The organism is Lacisediminihabitans sp. (genome assembly GCF_036569425.1).
GTDB lineage: Bacteria > Actinomycetota > Actinomycetes > Actinomycetales > Microbacteriaceae > Lacisediminihabitans.
The window spans coordinates 1-16,748 of sequence record NZ_DATCQQ010000034.1 but is presented as its reverse complement, the minus strand read 5'-3'; the positions used below and the strand labels follow the sequence as shown (position 1 = coordinate 16,748).

Genomic DNA, 16,748 nt, shown 5'->3' with positions numbered 1-16,748 from the left:
GGTGCCGGTGCCGGTGCCGGTGCCGGTGCCGGTGCCGGTGCCGGTGCCGGTGCCGGTGCCGGTGCCGGTGCCGGTGCCGGTGCCGGTGCCACGGTTTATCACGCAATGCAGCGCGCCGGCGACACCGCCACCTGACGTCTCATTGCACGGAAGGGGTCTTGGATAAGAGGTTGCCTCGTGCAGACGAGTATGGAAGATGACACACGCTGTCATTTTCCATACTCGTCTGCACGATTTCGGTATTCGTCTGCGCAGTTCGTTCAGGCCATCGACGGCCTTTGCTCTGTCCCCGCAAGCCGGACCTCTACCGCGACGCTTTCCGACTTGTCATCGAGGACCTGAGGTGCGCCTGTACCAGGGGGTGATGAGCGCGGTGATGGCCATCAAGGTCGCGCCTCCGCTGTGCGGCGGGTGCTGCGCTTCCGGACCTCACGCAGCACGACCTGCTCGGGGCACACGGTCGAGAGGAAGTCGCCGACAGACAGGGCGAGCCGCTCGCCAACCAGGGAGTACAGGATGCGATTGGCGTCGCGTCTCTCTGTGACGAGGCCCGCTTGGCGGAGCACGCTCAGGTGCCGTGAGATTGTTGGCCCGGTGGCATTGAACCGCGCGGCGATCGCACCGGCGGGGAGCTCACCATCTTTGAGGTCCTGCAAGATCTGTCGCCGCGTCGGGTGGGCGAGAGCGGCGAAGATGTCTGACGCGGTGTCTGTCATGTTTGCAATATAGCACTGTTACTAAGTACAGTGTAGCTATATTGCTAATAAGCGAAGGAGTCATGCCATGCGAGTAGCCATCACCGGCGGTACGGGATTTGTCGGACGCCACCTCGCCGAGGGGCTGGATCCCGCGGAGACCGTTGTCGTGTCCCGCCGCACGGGCGTTCCGATCGACGACGTCGATGCGTTGACGGCAGCGTTCACTGGCTGCGACGTCATCGCGCATTGTGCCGGCATCAACCGCGAGATCGGCGACCAGACTTTTGAGCATGTCCATGTGGATGGCACTCGCGCCGTCATCGAGGCCGCCCGCCGAGCGGGTGTGGGGCGGATCGTCATGGTCAGTTTTCTGCGTGCGCGACCCGACTGCGGTTCCGGCTACCACGAGACGAAGTGGGCTGCCGAAGAGCTTTTGCGGCACTCGGGAATCGATCACACGATCCTCAAATTCGGGATGATCTACGGTCCGGGGGACCACATGGTGAATCACGTGACTCGAGCGGTGCGGACGTGGCCCGTCTTTGGGACGGTCGGCTACCGTGAGCGGAAGGTCCGGCCCGTCCCCGTTGAGGACGCGGTCAATGTGCTGCTCGCGGCGGTCGAGGGGCGTATTCCCGACCCGACTGTCGCGGTCATGGGTGCCGAGGAACTGGAGCTCGGCGCTGCTGTTCGCCGAATCGCACGCGTCGCCGGGCGCCGACCCGTGTACGTGCCCCTCCCCGTTTGGGCAATCCGAGTGCTCGCTCAACTGACCGAGTGGACGATGACCACACCGCTGGTCGCGAAAGCACAAGCGCGGATGCTCGCCGAAGGTGTCAGTGAGGCTGCGCCTCCAGCACCCGAGCTTCCCGATGGCATCCGCCCAGCACTCCCGTTTGACGACGAACGCATCCGTGCCGCGCTGCCCGACGGTCGGTTTGGCCTCAGCGACCTCCGAATCACGAAATGGTGGTCAAGGCAGCGTCGAGTCGCCGTGAACGTCTCCAGTTAGCCGGAACCGCGTCGCGCCCCCAAACGGCTCGCGTCTTATAGATGCCAAGCCCCGTGATCAGGAACGAATGTTCACGAGACTGTCGACGGCTTCACTCATTTCCCATACTCGCCTGCACCGTTCAGCCCGTCGCGGGCCTTCCCTCTTTTCCCGCAAGCGGAACGTCAACCGAGCGACGGCGCACTGCGCTATGGACTTCCGTAACCCAGAAGTAGGACCGGACATATTCCTGCTGCAATGGCGATGTATTCGCTCGTTTCCGAATACGGTGAACGTATGCGGGAGACATGGACCAAGGTGACCCCTCGGCGTGCGAGCTCCAATCGTGGCAACTTCGTTGAGATTCTCGGGATGGAAGGGCTTTCGTACGCCGAGGGTGACTTCGTGATCTTCCCGCCGTCTGAACCATTGGCCAGCGGAGGATTCGGGCTTCACCTGGGCCGGCGGCGTAGTAGTCCTTCTGCTGCTCGGCGCTGAGATCGCCGTAGATGATGGTCGCTACCGCGATGCTCTGGTCCTCCGAGATATACGGACGCGTCGCATCGAACGGGTTGCTGACCGACTTCACTCCCGGCAGATCGGCCGCGTCGGCAAGAACTGCGTCAATTTTGCTGGTCACGCCGGCATCGGTTACTGCCCCTTGAGTGGGCGCAAACACCAGCTGAAGCGATTGCGTGCTCGATTCTTCCGTGGGGAACTCCTCGTTCATCACGTCGAGCGCCCGAGACGCGGCAGAATCGGGAATGGATGTTTCAGCCTTCGCGCCGGAGTCGATATTGCTACCGATGGCAAACGCTCCGATGGTGAGGGCGAAGATCAGGAGCCAGGCCCCGACCACCACCAATCGGTGACGGGCGCTGAATCGCCCGACTCGTGACAAGAATTTGGACATTGCGGTCTCCTTCGAAATTGGACTTGGTGAACTAAGTCCAGATTTCTAGAGCGGGGCCGCCTGCGAGTCGTGTCAGCGGATGACGCGGTCTACTGCGTTTGCAGTAGTGGCGCGACCTCCTCCTAGGCTTGCGGCATGGAGTTCACTTCGGCGCGAGACGCAGCAAACGATCCCCGAATACTCATGTTCGGTCGTTTGCTAGGAGCCGCGAACCGTCTCGAATACATTCTGGGCAAATCGCTCGAGGAGTCCGTAGGGATCAGCCACACGATCTTTGAGCTTTTGCTACTCGTTGGGCGAGCTGGGGGCAAGGGCGTACCAGTTCGCGATGTCGCCCAATCTCGAGTCCTGACGTCAGGCGGGGCGACGCGTCTCGTTCGCCGAGCGGAAGAACTGGGGTTGATCGAGCGAGAGACATCTCCCGAGGACGGTCGCGTGCAGCTGCTCACGCTGACCGACAAAGGCAACGACCTAGTTCTCGAGGCGAGTGCCCTTCACGCCGCGAACATCGAGCGCTACCTGATTGACCTAGTCGAGCCAGGCGAGGTTGCTCCCTTCGCCGAAGCGCTCAGAGTAGTCAGTCTGAATGCCGCCCACACCCTTCCAGTGATGCCCTGAAAGTTTCCGTTGATTCTCGGGAATAGCTGACTAGTCAGCTATTGTTACTCCCATCATGACACTCAACTACATCGTTTTTGATCTGGATTTTCCTGTCGGTTCTCCGAATAAGTCGGCTGTGCTCGTTGCGGGCCCCAGCGAGGCAATTTTGGTGGATGCCGGATTCACTCGCGCTGACGGCCACCGCCTCGTCGCGGCAGTACTCGACTCGGGCAAAACACTCAAGACCGTCTTCGTCAGCCACGCTGACCCCGACTTCTACTTCGGTCTCGAGGCACTCGCCGACGCGTTCCCGGACGCCGCATTCGTCGCGACGCCCATCGTCATCGAGCACATCAAGAAGTCGTTCGAAGGCAAGCTCACCGCGTGGGCCGCCCTCGGCGCCAACCTCCCGACCCGGCTCGTTGAGCTCGCACCGGTCTCGGCAAGCGACCTCGTCGTGGATGGCGAAGCACTGGAGCTGTCGGGCGCCTCGCAGGTGCTACCCGACCGGCAGTACCTGTGGAACGCGGCTGACCGTGCAATCATCGGCGGCGTGCTGGTGTTCCAGGACGAGCACGTCTGGACGGCCGATACCGCCACAACGGAACGCCGTGAAGCGTGGATCGAACTGCTCGAAGAAATGCAGGCGCTCGAGCCCGAGATGGTCGTCGCCGGGCATCGACTGCCCACCTCAGCGAACGATGGCAGTGCGCTCGAGTACACCAGGTCGTACCTGAAGAAGTTCGAGAGCATCCTCGCGAACTCCGCCGACGGCGCTGCAGCTACTGCTGCCCTAATCGAGGAGTACCCCAACTCGGGCATGCTCGTCGCAGCGACACTCGGACCCAAGGTAGCCAAGGGAGAAATGACATGGGGCTGAACGAAAACACCGACTTCGCGACATCCACCGCTCCGCGCGATGTTGTGAGGCGACAGTACCTGGCCTCCGCGGCAGGAGACCTCGCCGCCCTGCGGGCGACGCTCGCGCCCGATGTGGAGTGGACCGAGATGGCCGGCTTCCCGCTCGCGGGAACCTACCGCACGCCTGAGGGTGTGACCTCGAACGTAATGGAGATACTCGGTAAGGACTGGGACGGCTGGGCGGCGCACGATGACACGTATGTCGTCGAGGGAGAAAATGTGGTCGTGCTTGCGCGCTATACCGCGACCAACCGCGCGACTGGCAAGAGCATCAACGTGCGAGTGGCCCACGCCTTCATCGTTCGTGGTGGCCTGATCGTGCGGTTCGAGCAGTTCGTCGACACCGCCAAGGTCGCTGAAGCAACCGTCTAGGAACCACGAAACCGCCTGCGCCGATGACGGGGCAGGCGGTTCGCTGTCTCTGGCTAGGCTTCTTCGCGCTCCACAACCAGAATCACCTTCGACACGACCGCGGCGATCGCGCCAACGGCCACGAGCACTGGTGCCAGGGCCACAGTGAGCGCGGTTGCCGCCAATCCGGCCGTCAGAGGAATCTCGAGGCACGAACGGGAGGAAGAGCCGCGACGTGGCCGCACACGGCCCGACAGAGGCCGAGAACGGCAGTCCGGAGGGGCAAAACGAAACCCCCGGGCAGCTTGCGCTTGCCGGGGGTTTCAACGTGACTAATTTGGCGGAGCCGGTGGGATTTGAACCCACGGAGGAGTGTAAACCCCTCTCCACCTTAGCAGGGTGGTGCACTAGGCCGAACTATGCGACAGCTCCAAGTGTTCGACTGCAATCATAGCGGCACACCGGCCAACGGCCGATTCGGCCGATACCGCGAACGATTTGTCGGCCCCCGAAGTGGGGCGCAGCCCACCCCCCGGACTGGGGATTCGAATCCGTTGTCCGCCGAATCGGCGGCTCGTAGAGTGTTATCCAAGCTGGCGCACGCCGCAGCAAAAACACCCTAGAACAACCAAACTCGAGGGGATCAACCCGTTGGCTCCCTCGACCACAGCTCTGGCAGCGACCGGATCCGCCTCCATCGGAATCGTGATCGTTGCGCTCGGAATCGTCGCCCTGGGAATCGCTCTCGTGTTCCTCTGGCTCAGCCGCCGCAATCGCCGCGGGACGACCCGACGCTAGGACGCCTGGCTGGTCCCTCGACGTCAATTGGGGGCCAGCCAGCGCTTCGCCTTTTAGTTGTTCACCTTCGAGCAGGTGTAGTCCGCGGCCGTCTGGCCGAGTACGCCGGGCAGAACCTCCGGCGCATCGCTCGCAGCCGCATCCGGCGCGGCCGATCCGGACGGAGCCGGAGTCGTCGGAGCCGGTGCGTTGGGGTCGGGAATCGATCCACGCCCCGTCCCGGAGTCGAGGCCGAACGGCTCGTCGGCCTTGATTTTAGCGAAGAGCGCGTGGGCGGCGGAGACGATCGGCGCGACCTTGCCCGCGTACACGCCCCCCACCCCGGTGGTGCCAGGGTATTGCACGAACGAGATCCGATTGAGCGGGATCTTCTTGAGAACCAGCGCGATCGACACCATCGTGTTGAGGTTGCTGAGATTCTTCGACAGCGTCATGTTCTTGGAGGCCGCCGTGGCGAGGCCGTAGAGCTTGGTGAAGTCGGTGAGGGTGCTGTCGCTCTTCACCGTGCGGACGAGCGACGACAAGAAGACCTGCTGGGAACTGATGCGACCGAGGTCGCTGCCGTCGCCGACCCCGTGGCGGCTACGCAGGAAGGCGAGGGCCTGGAATCCGGAGAGGGTGTAGGTGCCGGCGGCCGGGAGGTCGATTCCCGAGTACTTGTCCCTGAGCGGCCCGTTGATGCACACCGGCACTCCGCCGACCGCCGTCGACATGTCGATGACGCCCTGGAAGGTGACGAGGGCCGCGAACGGGATGTCGAGCCCCGTGAGCGCCTTCACGGTGAGCACCGTGCAGGGCAGGCCGCCGTAGACGAGGGTGTTGTTGATCGGCTGGGCGGACATCGCACCGTAGTTGCCCTTGCCATCTTCGCGCGGGCACGCGGGAATCGGCACCACCATGTCGCGGGGAATGCTCACCGCCACGGCGTTGGTCTGGTCCTCCGACACGTGCAGGAGCATCGTGACGTCGTTGAGCACCCCGCCGTCCTTGCCCGCGTATGCCCCCTGGCCCTTGCGCGTGTCGCTACCGACGAGCAGCAGGTTGAAGCCGCCGTCGAAGGCGCCGAGCTGCGGGGGCGGACCCTCGGTCTCGCCGACAAGCGTTACGGTCTTGATGTTGGCCTTGATCTGGCTGACGAGGATCCCGGCGACGGATGCCCCGCTGACCAGGACGACGGCGAGCGCGGCGGCCACGAACTTGAGGATCGTGACGGTGGCATGCGACTTCTTGAGCCTGCCGTGACGCGCGATTCCCGGCACGCCGGAACGGTTCGACCGGGGTCGGGTGTCGCTCATGGCGTCCCCCTTCGAGGTGGATGGCGCGGGAGGTTTTCGTGCGTATGACCCGGGTTTTACACCACGATTGGCCTCCGCAAGGATAACCTAGCCAGCCCGAAGTTCCGGCGGTTGTCGTCGGTGTCGCCGGGCATCCGTTGGTCAGTCCTCGAAATAGAGCCGGGAGTGGAGCCGGCATCCCTCATTGAACGGCGCGTGGCAGGACGGGCAGCTTTCCACCGCGAGATAACTTTCGATAGTGAGCTCCGTCGAGCACACGCCGCACAGCACCGCCTTTTGCTGCCGCTCGGCGACCGTCCACTGGGCGGCATCGTGGGTCTCCGCGTGCTCGTGGCAGAGGTGGCAGGAGTAATAGCGACGACAGCACTTGAACTTGATGGCGATGACGTCCCTGGGCGTTCCGTAGTGAACGCACCGGGTCTGGTCGTCGATCGTTTCGCCGCAGACGATCACTCGACCCCCCTGGCGGCGAGAGCATCCGCTGACGACGTCGAAGCCAGGCACACCCGCCACTCGCGCGCCGATGTGGTGGCCGCCGCCCTGGCGATCCTCGACGAGCATGGCCTTCCCGACCTGACGATGCGGCGCCTCGCCGCGACCCTCGACGTGCAGCCGAGTGCTCTCTACTGGCACTTCGCCAACAAGCAGACTCTTCTCGCGTCGATCGCAGACCAGATCGTTTCCCGAGCCGTCCCCCGCGAGGTGCGCGATGGCGACTGGTCGAGCGCCACCCGCGCCGAGGCGGAGGCCCTGCGCGATGCCCTGCTGACGTTCCGAGACGGAGCGGAGGTGGTGTCGAGCACCCTCGCGCTCGGACTCGGCGCCGGGGAGCCGCAGTCGAGACTTGCCGCCGCGATCCGCCGCGGAGGCTTCGACCCGCAGACGAGCGAGGTCGCGGCGGCGGCGCTGCTCCACTTCGTGCTCGGCCACGTCTCGCACGAACAGCAGCGCCTCCAGGCCGACAGCCTCGGTGTGGTCGCGGAAGGTCACTCCGCCGACCCGGCGACGGCGATCGGCGGGCGCGCGGCCTTCGACTTTGGAATAACACTCCTGCTCACCGGGCTCGAGTTGCAGCTGCTGACCAGCACGCCCGGCGGGCACCCGACGCGTTCACTCGGAGGCACGGCGCAGTAGAAGCGAGCCTCGACAGGATGACGGGGACCGCCTTCCGCGCGCCTGGTTTTCCGTGCGCGAGAAGACGCTGGTGGCGTCACGCCCGTGTTTCTCGAGACGGCGATCACGGCGGGCAGATAGGCCGCGAGGAGCGTCGCCCAGAGAATCAGCAGCACGATCCAGAACCAGAATCGTGGTCCGCGCTGAGAGAACACCGTGCCCGCCCCGGCAATCCAACCACGGAAGGGTTCGCGCGCGTCGTCGGCCGAATCTTCTATGCCGCGGACCAGCCGCCGTCCGAGGGGAGGATGACGCCGTTGACGTTCACCCCATCGTCGCTGAGCAGGAAGGTGATCGATGCGGCGAGCGCGTCGGCCTCGGCGGCGTCCGGCAGGAGCGCCATCGCGAGCCGAACCCGCTCGGCTCCGAGTTCGGAGGCGAATTTGGCCTCGATGTTGGTGATGGTAGGTCCGGGCGCCACAGCGTTAACCCGGATGCCGCTCGGGCCGTACATGAAGGCGCTGCTCTTGGTGAGGCCGGCCACGGCGTGCTTGGACGCGGTGTAGGCGGCCCCCGCTGCCGAGCCTCGCAGGGCCGCCTCAGACGCCACGTTGACGATCGATCCGCTCGCCTGCGCCAACATCGCCGGCACAACCGCCCGCATCAGCTTCATCGTGCCCTCCACGTTGATGGCGAACACGCGCCGCCAGACCTCATCCGAGACCTCGTGCACGGGCGTCATGTCGTCCATGATGCCCGCGACGTTCGCGAGCCCGTCGATCCGTTCCCCGGCGGCGACGACGATTCCCGCGATGGCCGCATCGTCGGTGATGTCGACGGCGACCGTCACGATGGCGGCGTCCGGAAGCTCCGCCGCGAATTCCTTGAGCCGCTCAGCGGAGATGTCGACAGCGATGACCCGACCGCCTTCGCGCGCGATCCGGGAGGCGGTCGCGCGCCCGATGCCGGATCCCGCTCCCGTCACGATGATGGTCTTGCCGGTGAAGCGCCCCTCGGTCACCCGCTCCACCCACTCCGGGCGCTCGACCGAGCTCGACTCCGAAACGGCGGGCGCTTCGGGGGCGGTCCCGGCGGACGCTGGAACCTCACCGGCCTCGACCCGTCGAACCAGGTCGTCGACCATTTCCGTGGTGAACATCCCGCGGCTCATCTGCACCAGGCGCTTGAGCGACAGCCTCCGTACCGGCTTCAGCACGCTCGCATCCTGGCCGCCCTGGGCGAGCATGTCCCGGATGATCGGGCCGCCGATCGGATCGTCGAGCCACGTGCTGATCGAGGAGTCGCCGCTGAGTGGGCCTGAGTTCTTGCTCATTTCCGTAATTCCTTCATCTCGGGTTGAGGGGACTGGTGCTGGCGGCCAGCGCCTACCGGACACCGTTGTCCGGTAGGCTACACCCGTGTCGTCGAAACCGAGAGCGAACCGGGGGCCGAGCGCCGGCCCGGACAACCGGCGGTCGCTCGTCGCTGCGGCACGGGAGGTCTTCTCCGAGACCGGCTTCCTGGCGCCGCTGAGTTCGGTCGCTCGGAGGGCCGGAGTCGGCCAGGGCAGCCTCTACCGACACTTCCCCGACCGGATCTCCCTCGCCGTCGCCGTGTTCGACGACAACATCCTTCGCCTCGAGTCCCTCGCCGCCGAGCCGGACGCCACCCTCGACGACCTCTTCGACCGCGTGGCCGAGCAGGCGATCGGCTCCGCTGCGCTCATCGACATGATCACCTCGACCCGTCATGACCCGCGGGCCGAACACCTGGGTACCCGGGTGGTCGCTGTCGTCGACGCGATGCTCGCCCGCGACCGCGCGCGCGGACTCGTCGGGGCGCACGTGACCACCGACGACGTCATGCTCTCGGTGACGATGCTGGCCGTCGTGCTCTCGAGGACGGACCCGGACGACCGAGCCGCCGTAGCCGTGAGGGCGCGCGCCCTGTTCCGAGCCGCCTTCGACGGCTGAAGGCGGGGCCTACCCGGCGCGTCTCGGCTGGTCGATCGACTTCGGCGGTGGCGTGGCAGGGTTCTCCAGTTGAGCCAGGAAGGGGTTGCGCTCGGCCTGCCGCGCGTACAAGGCCGGCTCCCGCACGCAGACCTGACACCAGTGGCCCGCCGTCAGCACGAGTCGCGGGCTGCCCGAGAACTCGTGGCCGAAGGCGCAGGTCCAGTCGAGTCGTGTTCCCACGTCGCCGGGCGTGACGTCCGCGGTGAGGAGCCGCCCGCCCCGGAATGCCGCGGCCTCGAGATAGTCGGATCGTGCCCAGGCAGCGGGGTCCTTCGTCTCGTCGTACCCGTGGTCCAGGTAGGACGGGGTCCGATCCGGTGCGGGCTCGACAAAGGTCGTCCAGTCTCCGATCGCCTCCCAGGCTGCGCGGGATCCGAAGAACGCGTTGATCGCCGTCTCGTCGCCCGACAGCACGGCCGCCATGGTGCCACGGGGCTTTCGGGTGAGCGGTTTGACGACGAGGTGTTTCACGATCCATCCCGGCACCCGGCCGGCGGACCTCACCGACCTCGGCGCAGCGGCGATCGCGCGCGCCAACGCTTCGTCGAACGTGTCCCGGCGGAAGGGAACCAGCTCGTGGAGCCGATCGCTGTCGGTGTACCACTGCCCGTGGAAGTTCTGCAGGGCGAACCAGTTGCGGTCGTACCAGCCGCGCACATCGCGAACCCCCATCGCCGAGGCGAGCGCAGTCTGGAACTGCCAGTTGGTGAGGCGCCATCCCTCGCCGCCGCCGATGTTGTAGATGCCGCCCCAGAACTCGGCCGGCACGTCCGCCTCGCAGAGGTTGGCAAGCAATCGCGCGGAGTCCTCGACCGATACCCACTCCATGACACCCGCGACTGGTGGATGCATCATGATCGGATCACGGATGCGAAGCACGCCGGGGTGGAAGATTCCGGTTTGTCTGAGCCACGCCCACTTCGGGAGTCCGGAGTCGACCAGATCCCTCTCGGCGATCACCTTGGTCTGGGCGTATTCGTCGAACTGCGATGCCCGCACGGGATCCCCGATCCGTCCCCAATGGTGCGGAGGGTTGCGGTCGCCGGTCTCGGCGACCGACCCGATGCCCACGACGCCGATTCGACCGGGCACCGGTTGCGCGGCCACGGCGCGAACAATGTTGCGCATGCTTCCGACGTTGATGGCGCGGGCGAGGTCCGGTTGCTCGTCGGCACCGGGCGAGACCACCCCGCCGACATGAAGCACCAGGTCGACCTGGCTCACACACGATTCGACCACCGCGTAGTCGAGGAGGTCACCGCGGATCACGGTCAGGTTGTCCATGTCGGCGAATTCCGCGAGAACGGCGTCGTCGCGCGGAGTCCGTCGCGCGAGAGCGACCACCTCGACCCGATCCGCCCGGGTGCGTAACTCGCGCAGCGCGGCTCGACCCCAATTTCCGGTCGCTCCGGTCAGAAGGACACGAGTGCGCGGACTTGCTGAGGCTGACACGGCGGTCCCCCACTCTCATCGTCGGATCGGGCGAGCCGGCCGGTCATCACGGCGATGGAAGCATTAAAGGTGGGTTTCGCCGTGGGGTCAAGGAGCAGCGAACGCCCTGAGGTCAGCCGTGACGCGCGACCGCAGCGCGCGCCAGCGAGAGATACGCGCTAGCGGTCCACGTGTAGGCCCGGTCACGGAGACCGTCTCCCGTCAGAGCATCGAAGTTTTCGGCAAATCCAGATCGTTCGCAAAGCGCGCGGAACCGCTCGCTGATGGTGTTGGCGAGGCCGTCGTGACCTGCAGTGCGAAGGCCGTCCTCGATGAGCACGGTGGAAGGCGCCCAGATCGGCCCGCGCCAGTAACCATCCGCCTCGTAGAACGCGCTCGATGGCAGCTCAGTGGCCAAACCCTGCGCCGTGAGGTGCGTCGTGATGTGCCGCGCGAGTCGTGCCGATACTTCTGGCGCGAACCGCGAGGACGCAAGAATGGGCAGGAGATTCAGCAGGCTCGATGTCGAACCAATCCGACCCGTCAACGCACCAACCGCCACGAAGTTGTCGCCCGTCCACAGGTCGTCCATAAGCGCCGCAAAGATGTTGGTGGCATCCCGTCGCCATCCGTCGCCGCCGCCGTTGCGCAGTTCATCGGCGAGGGATGCCAATTCGTCAAGCTGCACGATGAGGAAGGCGGCAAGGTCGGGGGCTTCGATGACGCGGTCGAGGTCGAACGTCGTCGAGTTGTCCCATCCGCTGTCGTTGCCGTGCTGGTAGTGAGGAAGGATGCGGCCCGGCGCGCGGCGGGAATCGAGCCAGAATCGTGTCCACTTCGCGAGCACGGCGTAGATCTCGGCCAGCTGCACCGCGTCCATCGGCTCAGGAAGCAGGGTACGTAGCTTCTGGAATGCCCAGCCATGGATCGGCGGCTTGACGAAGTTGTAGAGGATCTCGGAGTGCGCGATTGAGTCGGGAAGCGCGCCGCTGGCATCCTGATGATCGAACGGGGCGAGGAACTGGTCGAGGGCCATCCGCGGTTCGCCCTCGGCGAGAGCGATCGCGTTGAAGCAGTGGTCCCAGCTCCAGACCTTGTCCATCCAGTGCTTGGACATCAGTACCGACTCTCGACCAAGGAAGCCGCGCGGCGAGACTGTGGCGGACCACACGACGTATGCGGCCAACTCGGCGGCGGGTGTGGCGGCCGTGCGCCAGCCGGCGATCGCATCCGCGAACGCTCCAAATCGGGCCGCGGATGCGTCCACGACGGCGTCGAACTCGAGCGAGGGGGCATAGGCGGGCCGCGCCGCTTCGAACTCCTCGATGGCGATCTCCCATCCGGCGTCACCGGTCGCTGTGACGCTGCGCTCGTGCTCGCCGAGCGCCTCCGCTCCGACGACCGTGACTGTTCCGGCGAGCGCGGTGACACGGTAGCGGCGGCCGGTTTCGTAGGACGAGAGAACTGCGGAACCGTCCATGGGGTCGCGATACAGGTAGGTGCCGGTGAACGGCGTGAGCGCAGACGCGGGGTCGGCGAGGTTAAGCCCCACGCCGTGCCCGCGGAGACGGAGAGTGTCTGGTCGGTCGAAGGTTGCCTCAATAATTCCGGCGGTCGTCGTCCAGGTCAGCACCGACGGTGACGCGGCGATCGTCGAGGCTACGGGTTCACCGTCGACTAGTGGTGTGAGCCGAAGGACGGGATGGATTCCGGTTTGGTGCGAAACCAGATGAAGTTCCGGTGCGGTCTGGTGAACGCCGATGACGGGCGAGATGTCCATCCAGGCGCCGCGAGTGCTGAACGGGATCTCGGTGATGTCGAAGGTCAGGTGAGCGCTGCGGTCGGGCATTACTCTCTCCAAGTTGGTCATACTGAGCGGCGCCCGGTCATCGGGATGTCCCGGTCGTGGTGGAGGTGCGCGACGGGAATCCACACCCGCATGGTCGACGGACCGCGGTTGGCCCAAGACAAGTAGGGCACGAGCGCGACCTGGCGCGTGGCGATGGGCGTGCCAGCCAGTGACCCCGACGAGTATGGCCAGGCCGCTGCCACATCGGCGGTCAGGACGACCGTGGCGCGGGCACCCGCCGACGTTGCGACCAGAGGCTGCCCGAGATCGATGCACACACCGTCGACCCCGCGCCCGTCAGGAAGGTCCGTCGACTCGAGGCACATCACGAGGGGTCCGCGCTCAACGGCGACCGTTCCCCGCACCGCGTCGATGGACGGATGCGGGTGGGTGACTCGCGGTTCCATCGGTATGACGAGTGTGATCTCGTCGCCGGGGATGAAGACGCGACGAATGGTGGCGCGGGCGCCGCTGGTCGGCACCGCTTCGCCATTCAGTTGCGCGGTGGCCGCGCCCTGTGCCCACTCCGGAATGCGCAGGGCGACGTCGGCTTCGGCGTCGGGGGCACCGAGCACCCGCACCGTGATGACGCCGTCGAACGGGTATCCCGAGCGCACGCTGAGCTGCATGACACCGGCATTCAGCGCGGTGTTGATGTCGTAGTCGCCATATTGGTGCAGTTGAACGCCGGTTGCCGTGGCAGTCGCGAAGTACAACTCGAGGCTCGCGAGGGTTCGCGCGATGTTGGTGGGGCAGCAGGACACCTCGAACCATGGTGCGCGCAGACTCGCCTGGGCGCGCGCGTTCAGTTCGTCTTCTCGGGGCACGGTTCCGTCGACGCGCTGGTGCAGGGTGTTGGTGTAATAGAAAGCCTTGCCGTCGGCTCGCGGCGAGACGAGGACGGTGTTGAGCAGCGCCCGTTCCATGAGATCGGCGTACTTTTCGTCGCCGTGCTGCAGCAGAAGCCGCCAGCTGAGCATGACGGATGCGATGCCGGCGCAGGTTTCGGAGTATGCGCGGTCTGGCGGGAGTTCGTAGTCGTCGCCGAACGCCTCGTCGAGGTGGTGTGATCCGATTCCGCCGGTGACGTAGGTGCGACGCGCAACGGTGTTTGCCCACTGGGTGGTGACGGCGTCAGCCAGCGCGGCGTCCTGCGTTTCCACGGCAACGTCGAGCGCACCAGACGCGAGGTAGAGAGCGCGCACTGCGTGCCCACGCAGTATGGTCGCGTCGCGCACGGGCATTTCGTCCTGGAAGTATTCGGGCCCGTAGTGGATCGGGCCGAGAGTCCCCGTGCCGCGCCGCTCGACGAAGAGGCGCGCGAGCTCACGGTAACGAGTGTCGCCTGTCGCCCGGGAGAACTCGGCGAGCGCAGGCTCAATCTCGGGATGCCCGCACACGGCGACGCGGCCCGAGGGCCCGAACACACGGTAGAGGTGGTCGGCGAGACGTCGCGCGACCGCGACGAGCTCGTCGTCGTTGCCAGCACGGATTCGGGCGACCGCCGCCTGAATAAGATGTCCGAACGAGTACAGTTCGTGGCCCCATTCGAGGTTCGAGTACCGTTCGGGCTGGCCGGGGCGCCCGAAGCTGGTGTGCAGGTAGCCGTCTACATCCTGCGCCGCCGCGACGCGGGACACCAGCGTCGAATATCGCACCTCGAGCTCGGGGTCGGGGCGTCGCCCGAGCTCCCACGCCATGGCCTCGAGCAGCTTGTAGATCTCCGAGTCGACGAACTCGATGCCCGCGTGTTCGGCGCCGATGGTGCCGGCGGCCGCGCGATCGAAGTTGCCGATCCAGCCGATGCGCTCCATCCACTTCTCGCAATGGTCGAGGATCACCTCCGCATTCAGCGTCTGCCTCTCGCCCCAGAACCCACCGACGATCGAGATCTCGTCGAGGCCGAGTGGACGCAGGGCTCCGGTTGATGGTTCGACCGGGCCGCCGCGGTGACGGTTGGTGGGCGTTGACATGGTTCTAACCTCGATTGGTAGTGAGCTGGACGCGACGGGTCGGTGGCGGGTCAGTCCTTGACGGCGCCCGCGGTGATACCTGCCGCAACATACCGCTGGGCGACCACAAGCAGGATGGCCGCGGGGATGGAGGCGACGACGGCGGTGGCCATGATCGAGTTCCATTCCTGGTTGTTGTTGCCGATGTACTTGTAGATGCCGAGCGTGATGGGCTGGAGGTCGCCGCCGCCGTCGAGGGTGGAGGCGAAGATGAAGTCCGACCATGCCCAGAGGAACGTGAACAGCGACACGGTGACGATCGAGTTTCGGCTGATCGGCAGGATGATCGACCGGAACGTGCGCCATGCGCCGGCCCCGTCGATGCGCGCCGCCGCAGTGAGCTCATCCGGGATGCCCTCCATGAACGCCGTGAAGATCAGCACGCCAAAGGGAACCGCGATGGTGGAGTCGGCGATGATGAGCCCGCCGATGGAGTTCAGCAGTCCGATGTTGAGGTAGATCGCGTAGAACCCCATCGCCATGATGATGCCCGGGATCATCTGCGCGATCAGCAGGATGAAGCTGAGCTTGCCGCCGCCTCTCGGCCGCAGCTTGGCCAGCGAGTACGCGGCGGGCGCCGAGAGCACGAGCGTGAGCAGCACGGTGCCGAGTCCGACCAACAGGCTGACACCGAGGTACGGGAGCTGGTCTCGAACGACGGCGACGTAGCCGTCGAAGGTGGGGTTGAACGGGAACCAGTCCGGCGGCGACTTGCGCATGTTCTGGGTCTGCGTGAGTGAGACGTTGATCATCCAGTAGATGGGGAACAGCATGATGGCCGTGAGGATGAGCCCGACGGCCGTCTTCCACCAGGAGCGCTTCTGGGTCATGTCAGGTCCTGCTTCCGCTGGGTGCGAACGTAGATCGCGCCGAAGATGAGAGCGATGAGGATGAGGATGTTGCCGACCGCCGCCGCCGTGCTGAAGTCGGGCAGCACCGAGCCGAAGCCGGCACGGTATGACCACGTCGACAGGGTCGTCGAGGAGTCGGCGGGGCCGCCCTTCGTCATGATCCAGATGATGTCGAAGACCTTGAGCGTGTAGACGAGGCCGAGCAGAATCGTGATGGCGGACACCGGCCGAAGCAGCGGGAGGGTGATGCGCCAGAACTTCTGCCACGCGTTCGCACCGTCGAGGGATGCCGCCTCATACAGGTCGGCCGAGATGTTCTGCAGACCGCTGTAGAGGATCACCAGGTTGAAGGGGATGCCGATCCAGATGTTGGCGATCAGCACCGAGATCAGCGACCACTGCGGCGATGTCAGCCAGTTGATCTGTCCGATGCCGAAGGCCTGGAGCGCGGAGTTGACGATGCCGGACTCGCTGTTGAGCATCCACGACCAGGTGGATGCCGAGACGATGAGGGGCAGCAGCCACGGCACCAGGAACAGGGCACGGAGGGTGGATGAGAGGCGGAAGTTCTGGAAGAAGAACACCGCGAGCGCCATGCCGATGACGAACTGGAAGGCGATGGAGACGAACGTGAAGATCGCGGTGTGTTCCAGTGCCGGCCAGAAGGTCGCGCTCTGCACGACCTTGACGTAGTTGTCGAACCAGACGAACGGCGCCGTGCCGTCGACGAACGACCGCACCGTGTAGAGGCGCACGCTCAGTTCGATGTTGCGGTAGAGCGGGAAGGCGTAGAAGACGAGCAGGTAGATGACCACAGGGGCGATGAACGCCCAAGCGATCCACTGTTCCTTCTGCGGCTTGCGTCGACGCGCCGGACGTACGGGTGGAGCGGCTTGCGCCGCCCCACCCT

18 protein-coding genes and 1 tRNA gene are annotated in these 16,748 nt (G+C 65.5%); 7 read left to right on the top strand and 12 right to left on the bottom strand.

Annotation, left to right across the window (positions count from 1 at the left end; all coding sequences use genetic code 11):
- Nucleotides 1–383 precede the first annotated feature (383 nt).
- Entirely contained in the window at nucleotides 384–716 is a 333-nt protein-coding gene (locus VIM54_RS07255) for a metalloregulator ArsR/SmtB family transcription factor (protein WP_331900141.1), read from the bottom strand.
- Between the two features lie 67 nt (nucleotides 717–783).
- On the opposite strand from VIM54_RS07255, the gene VIM54_RS07250 reads away from it, so the two are divergent.
- Nucleotides 784–1,710, top strand: coding sequence for an NAD(P)H-binding protein (locus VIM54_RS07250; protein WP_331900140.1), 927 nt, complete (start codon nucleotides 784–786; stop codon nucleotides 1,708–1,710).
- Nucleotides 1,711–1,831: 121 nt separating this feature from the next.
- Here the strand turns inward: VIM54_RS07250 and VIM54_RS07245 are convergent, their stop codons facing one another.
- Nucleotides 1,832–2,602 carry an MMPL family transporter gene (locus VIM54_RS07245; RefSeq protein ID WP_331900139.1) on the bottom strand — a complete coding sequence of 257 codons (771 nt, stop codon included), beginning with the start codon at nucleotides 2,600–2,602 and terminating at the stop codon, nucleotides 1,832–1,834.
- A 135-nt stretch (nucleotides 2,603–2,737) separates the two neighbouring features.
- On the opposite strand from VIM54_RS07245, the gene VIM54_RS07240 reads away from it, so the two are divergent.
- The 3 genes from VIM54_RS07240 to VIM54_RS07230 are packed head-to-tail and all read left to right on the top strand — an operon-like array spanning nucleotide 2,738 to nucleotide 4,495.
- Nucleotides 2,738–3,220, top strand: coding sequence for a MarR family winged helix-turn-helix transcriptional regulator (locus tag VIM54_RS07240; protein WP_331900137.1), 483 nt, complete (start codon nucleotides 2,738–2,740; stop codon nucleotides 3,218–3,220).
- 55 nt (nucleotides 3,221–3,275) lie between these two features.
- A complete protein-coding gene (locus tag VIM54_RS07235) occupies nucleotides 3,276–4,082 on the top strand; it encodes an MBL fold metallo-hydrolase (RefSeq protein WP_331900135.1) in 807 nt (268 codons plus the stop codon).
- Nucleotides 4,073–4,495 carry a nuclear transport factor 2 family protein gene (locus VIM54_RS07230; protein ID WP_331900133.1) on the top strand — a complete coding sequence of 141 codons (423 nt, stop codon included), beginning with the start codon at nucleotides 4,073–4,075 and terminating at the stop codon, nucleotides 4,493–4,495. Before VIM54_RS07235 ends, VIM54_RS07230 begins: the two co-directional genes overlap by 10 nt.
- A 53-nt stretch (nucleotides 4,496–4,548) precedes the next feature.
- Here VIM54_RS07230 and VIM54_RS07225 read toward each other — a convergent pair whose 3' ends face one another.
- Entirely contained in the window at nucleotides 4,549–4,719 is a 171-nt protein-coding gene (locus VIM54_RS07225) for a DUF4342 domain-containing protein (RefSeq protein ID WP_331900131.1), read from the bottom strand.
- 93 nt (nucleotides 4,720–4,812) lie between these two features.
- Nucleotides 4,813–4,906: transfer RNA gene (locus VIM54_RS07220), tRNA-Ser, on the bottom strand.
- Nucleotides 4,907–5,125: 219 nt separating this feature from the next.
- Between VIM54_RS07220 and VIM54_RS07215 the strand changes: the two genes are divergently transcribed.
- A complete protein-coding gene (locus VIM54_RS07215) occupies nucleotides 5,126–5,272 on the top strand; it encodes an LPXTG cell wall anchor domain-containing protein (RefSeq protein ID WP_331900129.1) in 147 nt (48 codons plus the stop codon).
- 53 nt (nucleotides 5,273–5,325) lie between these two features.
- Here the strand turns inward: VIM54_RS07215 and VIM54_RS07210 are convergent, their stop codons facing one another.
- Together VIM54_RS07210 and VIM54_RS07205 are read right to left on the bottom strand one after the other, a co-directional pair.
- Nucleotides 5,326–6,567, bottom strand: coding sequence for an LCP family protein (locus tag VIM54_RS07210; protein WP_331900128.1), 1,242 nt, complete (start codon nucleotides 6,565–6,567; stop codon nucleotides 5,326–5,328).
- A 141-nt stretch (nucleotides 6,568–6,708) separates the two neighbouring features.
- Nucleotides 6,709–7,128 carry a CHY zinc finger protein gene (locus tag VIM54_RS07205; protein ID WP_331900127.1) on the bottom strand — a complete coding sequence of 140 codons (420 nt, stop codon included), beginning with the start codon at nucleotides 7,126–7,128 and terminating at the stop codon, nucleotides 6,709–6,711.
- On the opposite strand from VIM54_RS07205, the gene VIM54_RS07200 reads away from it, so the two are divergent.
- On the top strand, nucleotides 7,096–7,701 hold the full coding sequence (locus tag VIM54_RS07200; protein WP_331900125.1) for a TetR family transcriptional regulator: 606 nt from the start codon (nucleotides 7,096–7,098) through the stop codon (nucleotides 7,699–7,701). The genes VIM54_RS07205 and VIM54_RS07200 overlap by 33 nt on opposite strands.
- A gap of 253 nt (nucleotides 7,702–7,954) precedes the next feature.
- Here the strand turns inward: VIM54_RS07200 and VIM54_RS07195 are convergent, their stop codons facing one another.
- Complete coding sequence (locus VIM54_RS07195) at nucleotides 7,955–9,013, bottom strand: SDR family NAD(P)-dependent oxidoreductase (protein ID WP_331900123.1); 1,059 nt, start codon at nucleotides 9,011–9,013, stop codon at nucleotides 7,955–7,957.
- 85 nt (nucleotides 9,014–9,098) lie between these two features.
- Between VIM54_RS07195 and VIM54_RS07190 the strand changes: the two genes are divergently transcribed.
- Nucleotides 9,099–9,653 (top strand): helix-turn-helix domain-containing protein, encoded by a 555-nt coding sequence (locus VIM54_RS07190; protein ID WP_331900121.1) that lies wholly within the window; start codon nucleotides 9,099–9,101, stop codon nucleotides 9,651–9,653.
- Between the two features lie 9 nt (nucleotides 9,654–9,662).
- Here VIM54_RS07190 and VIM54_RS07185 read toward each other — a convergent pair whose 3' ends face one another.
- The 5 genes from VIM54_RS07185 to VIM54_RS07165 all read right to left on the bottom strand — a co-directional run.
- Complete coding sequence (locus tag VIM54_RS07185; protein ID WP_331900119.1) at nucleotides 9,663–11,147, bottom strand: NAD(P)-dependent oxidoreductase; 1,485 nt, start codon at nucleotides 11,145–11,147, stop codon at nucleotides 9,663–9,665.
- Nucleotides 11,148–11,259: 112 nt separating this feature from the next.
- Entirely contained in the window at nucleotides 11,260–12,975 is a 1,716-nt protein-coding gene (locus VIM54_RS07180; protein ID WP_331900118.1) for an amylo-alpha-1,6-glucosidase, read from the bottom strand.
- A 17-nt stretch (nucleotides 12,976–12,992) separates the two neighbouring features.
- Nucleotides 12,993–14,948, bottom strand: a complete 1,956-nt coding sequence (locus VIM54_RS07175; protein ID WP_331900116.1) for a glycoside hydrolase family 127 protein — start codon at nucleotides 14,946–14,948, stop codon at nucleotides 12,993–12,995.
- A 50-nt stretch (nucleotides 14,949–14,998) separates the two neighbouring features.
- A complete protein-coding gene (locus VIM54_RS07170; RefSeq protein WP_331900114.1) occupies nucleotides 14,999–15,817 on the bottom strand; it encodes a carbohydrate ABC transporter permease in 819 nt (272 codons plus the stop codon).
- Nucleotides 15,814–16,748, bottom strand: a 935-nt coding sequence (locus tag VIM54_RS07165) for a sugar ABC transporter permease (RefSeq protein ID WP_331900113.1), incomplete at its 5' end; no start/stop codon positions are given. The genes VIM54_RS07170 and VIM54_RS07165, both read right to left, overlap by 4 nt.

What these genes read in the sequence shown, in the direction of transcription:
- VIM54_RS07255 (WP_331900141.1), bottom strand. Translation starts at nt 716, where the DNA reads ATGACAGACACCGCGTCAGACATCTTCGCCGCTCTCGCCCACCCGACG.
- VIM54_RS07250 (WP_331900140.1), top strand. Translation starts at nt 784, where the DNA reads ATGCGAGTAGCCATCACCGGCGGTACGGGATTTGTCGGACGCCACCTC.
- VIM54_RS07245 (WP_331900139.1), bottom strand. Translation starts at nt 2,602, where the DNA reads ATGTCCAAATTCTTGTCACGAGTCGGGCGATTCAGCGCCCGTCACCGA.
- VIM54_RS07240 (WP_331900137.1), top strand. Translation starts at nt 2,738, where the DNA reads ATGGAGTTCACTTCGGCGCGAGACGCAGCAAACGATCCCCGAATACTC.
- VIM54_RS07235 (WP_331900135.1), top strand. Translation starts at nt 3,276, where the DNA reads ATGACACTCAACTACATCGTTTTTGATCTGGATTTTCCTGTCGGTTCT.
- VIM54_RS07230 (WP_331900133.1), top strand. Translation starts at nt 4,073, where the DNA reads ATGGGGCTGAACGAAAACACCGACTTCGCGACATCCACCGCTCCGCGC.
- VIM54_RS07210 (WP_331900128.1), bottom strand. Translation starts at nt 6,567, where the DNA reads ATGAGCGACACCCGACCCCGGTCGAACCGTTCCGGCGTGCCGGGAATC.
- VIM54_RS07205 (WP_331900127.1), bottom strand. Translation starts at nt 7,128, where the DNA reads ATGCTCGTCGAGGATCGCCAGGGCGGCGGCCACCACATCGGCGCGCGA.
- VIM54_RS07195 (WP_331900123.1), bottom strand. Translation starts at nt 9,013, where the DNA reads ATGAGCAAGAACTCAGGCCCACTCAGCGGCGACTCCTCGATCAGCACG.
- VIM54_RS07180 (WP_331900118.1), bottom strand. Translation starts at nt 12,975, where the DNA reads ATGCCCGACCGCAGCGCTCACCTGACCTTCGACATCACCGAGATCCCG.
- VIM54_RS07175 (WP_331900116.1), bottom strand. Translation starts at nt 14,948, where the DNA reads ATGTCAACGCCCACCAACCGTCACCGCGGCGGCCCGGTCGAACCATCA.
- VIM54_RS07170 (WP_331900114.1), bottom strand. Translation starts at nt 15,817, where the DNA reads ATGACCCAGAAGCGCTCCTGGTGGAAGACGGCCGTCGGGCTCATCCTC.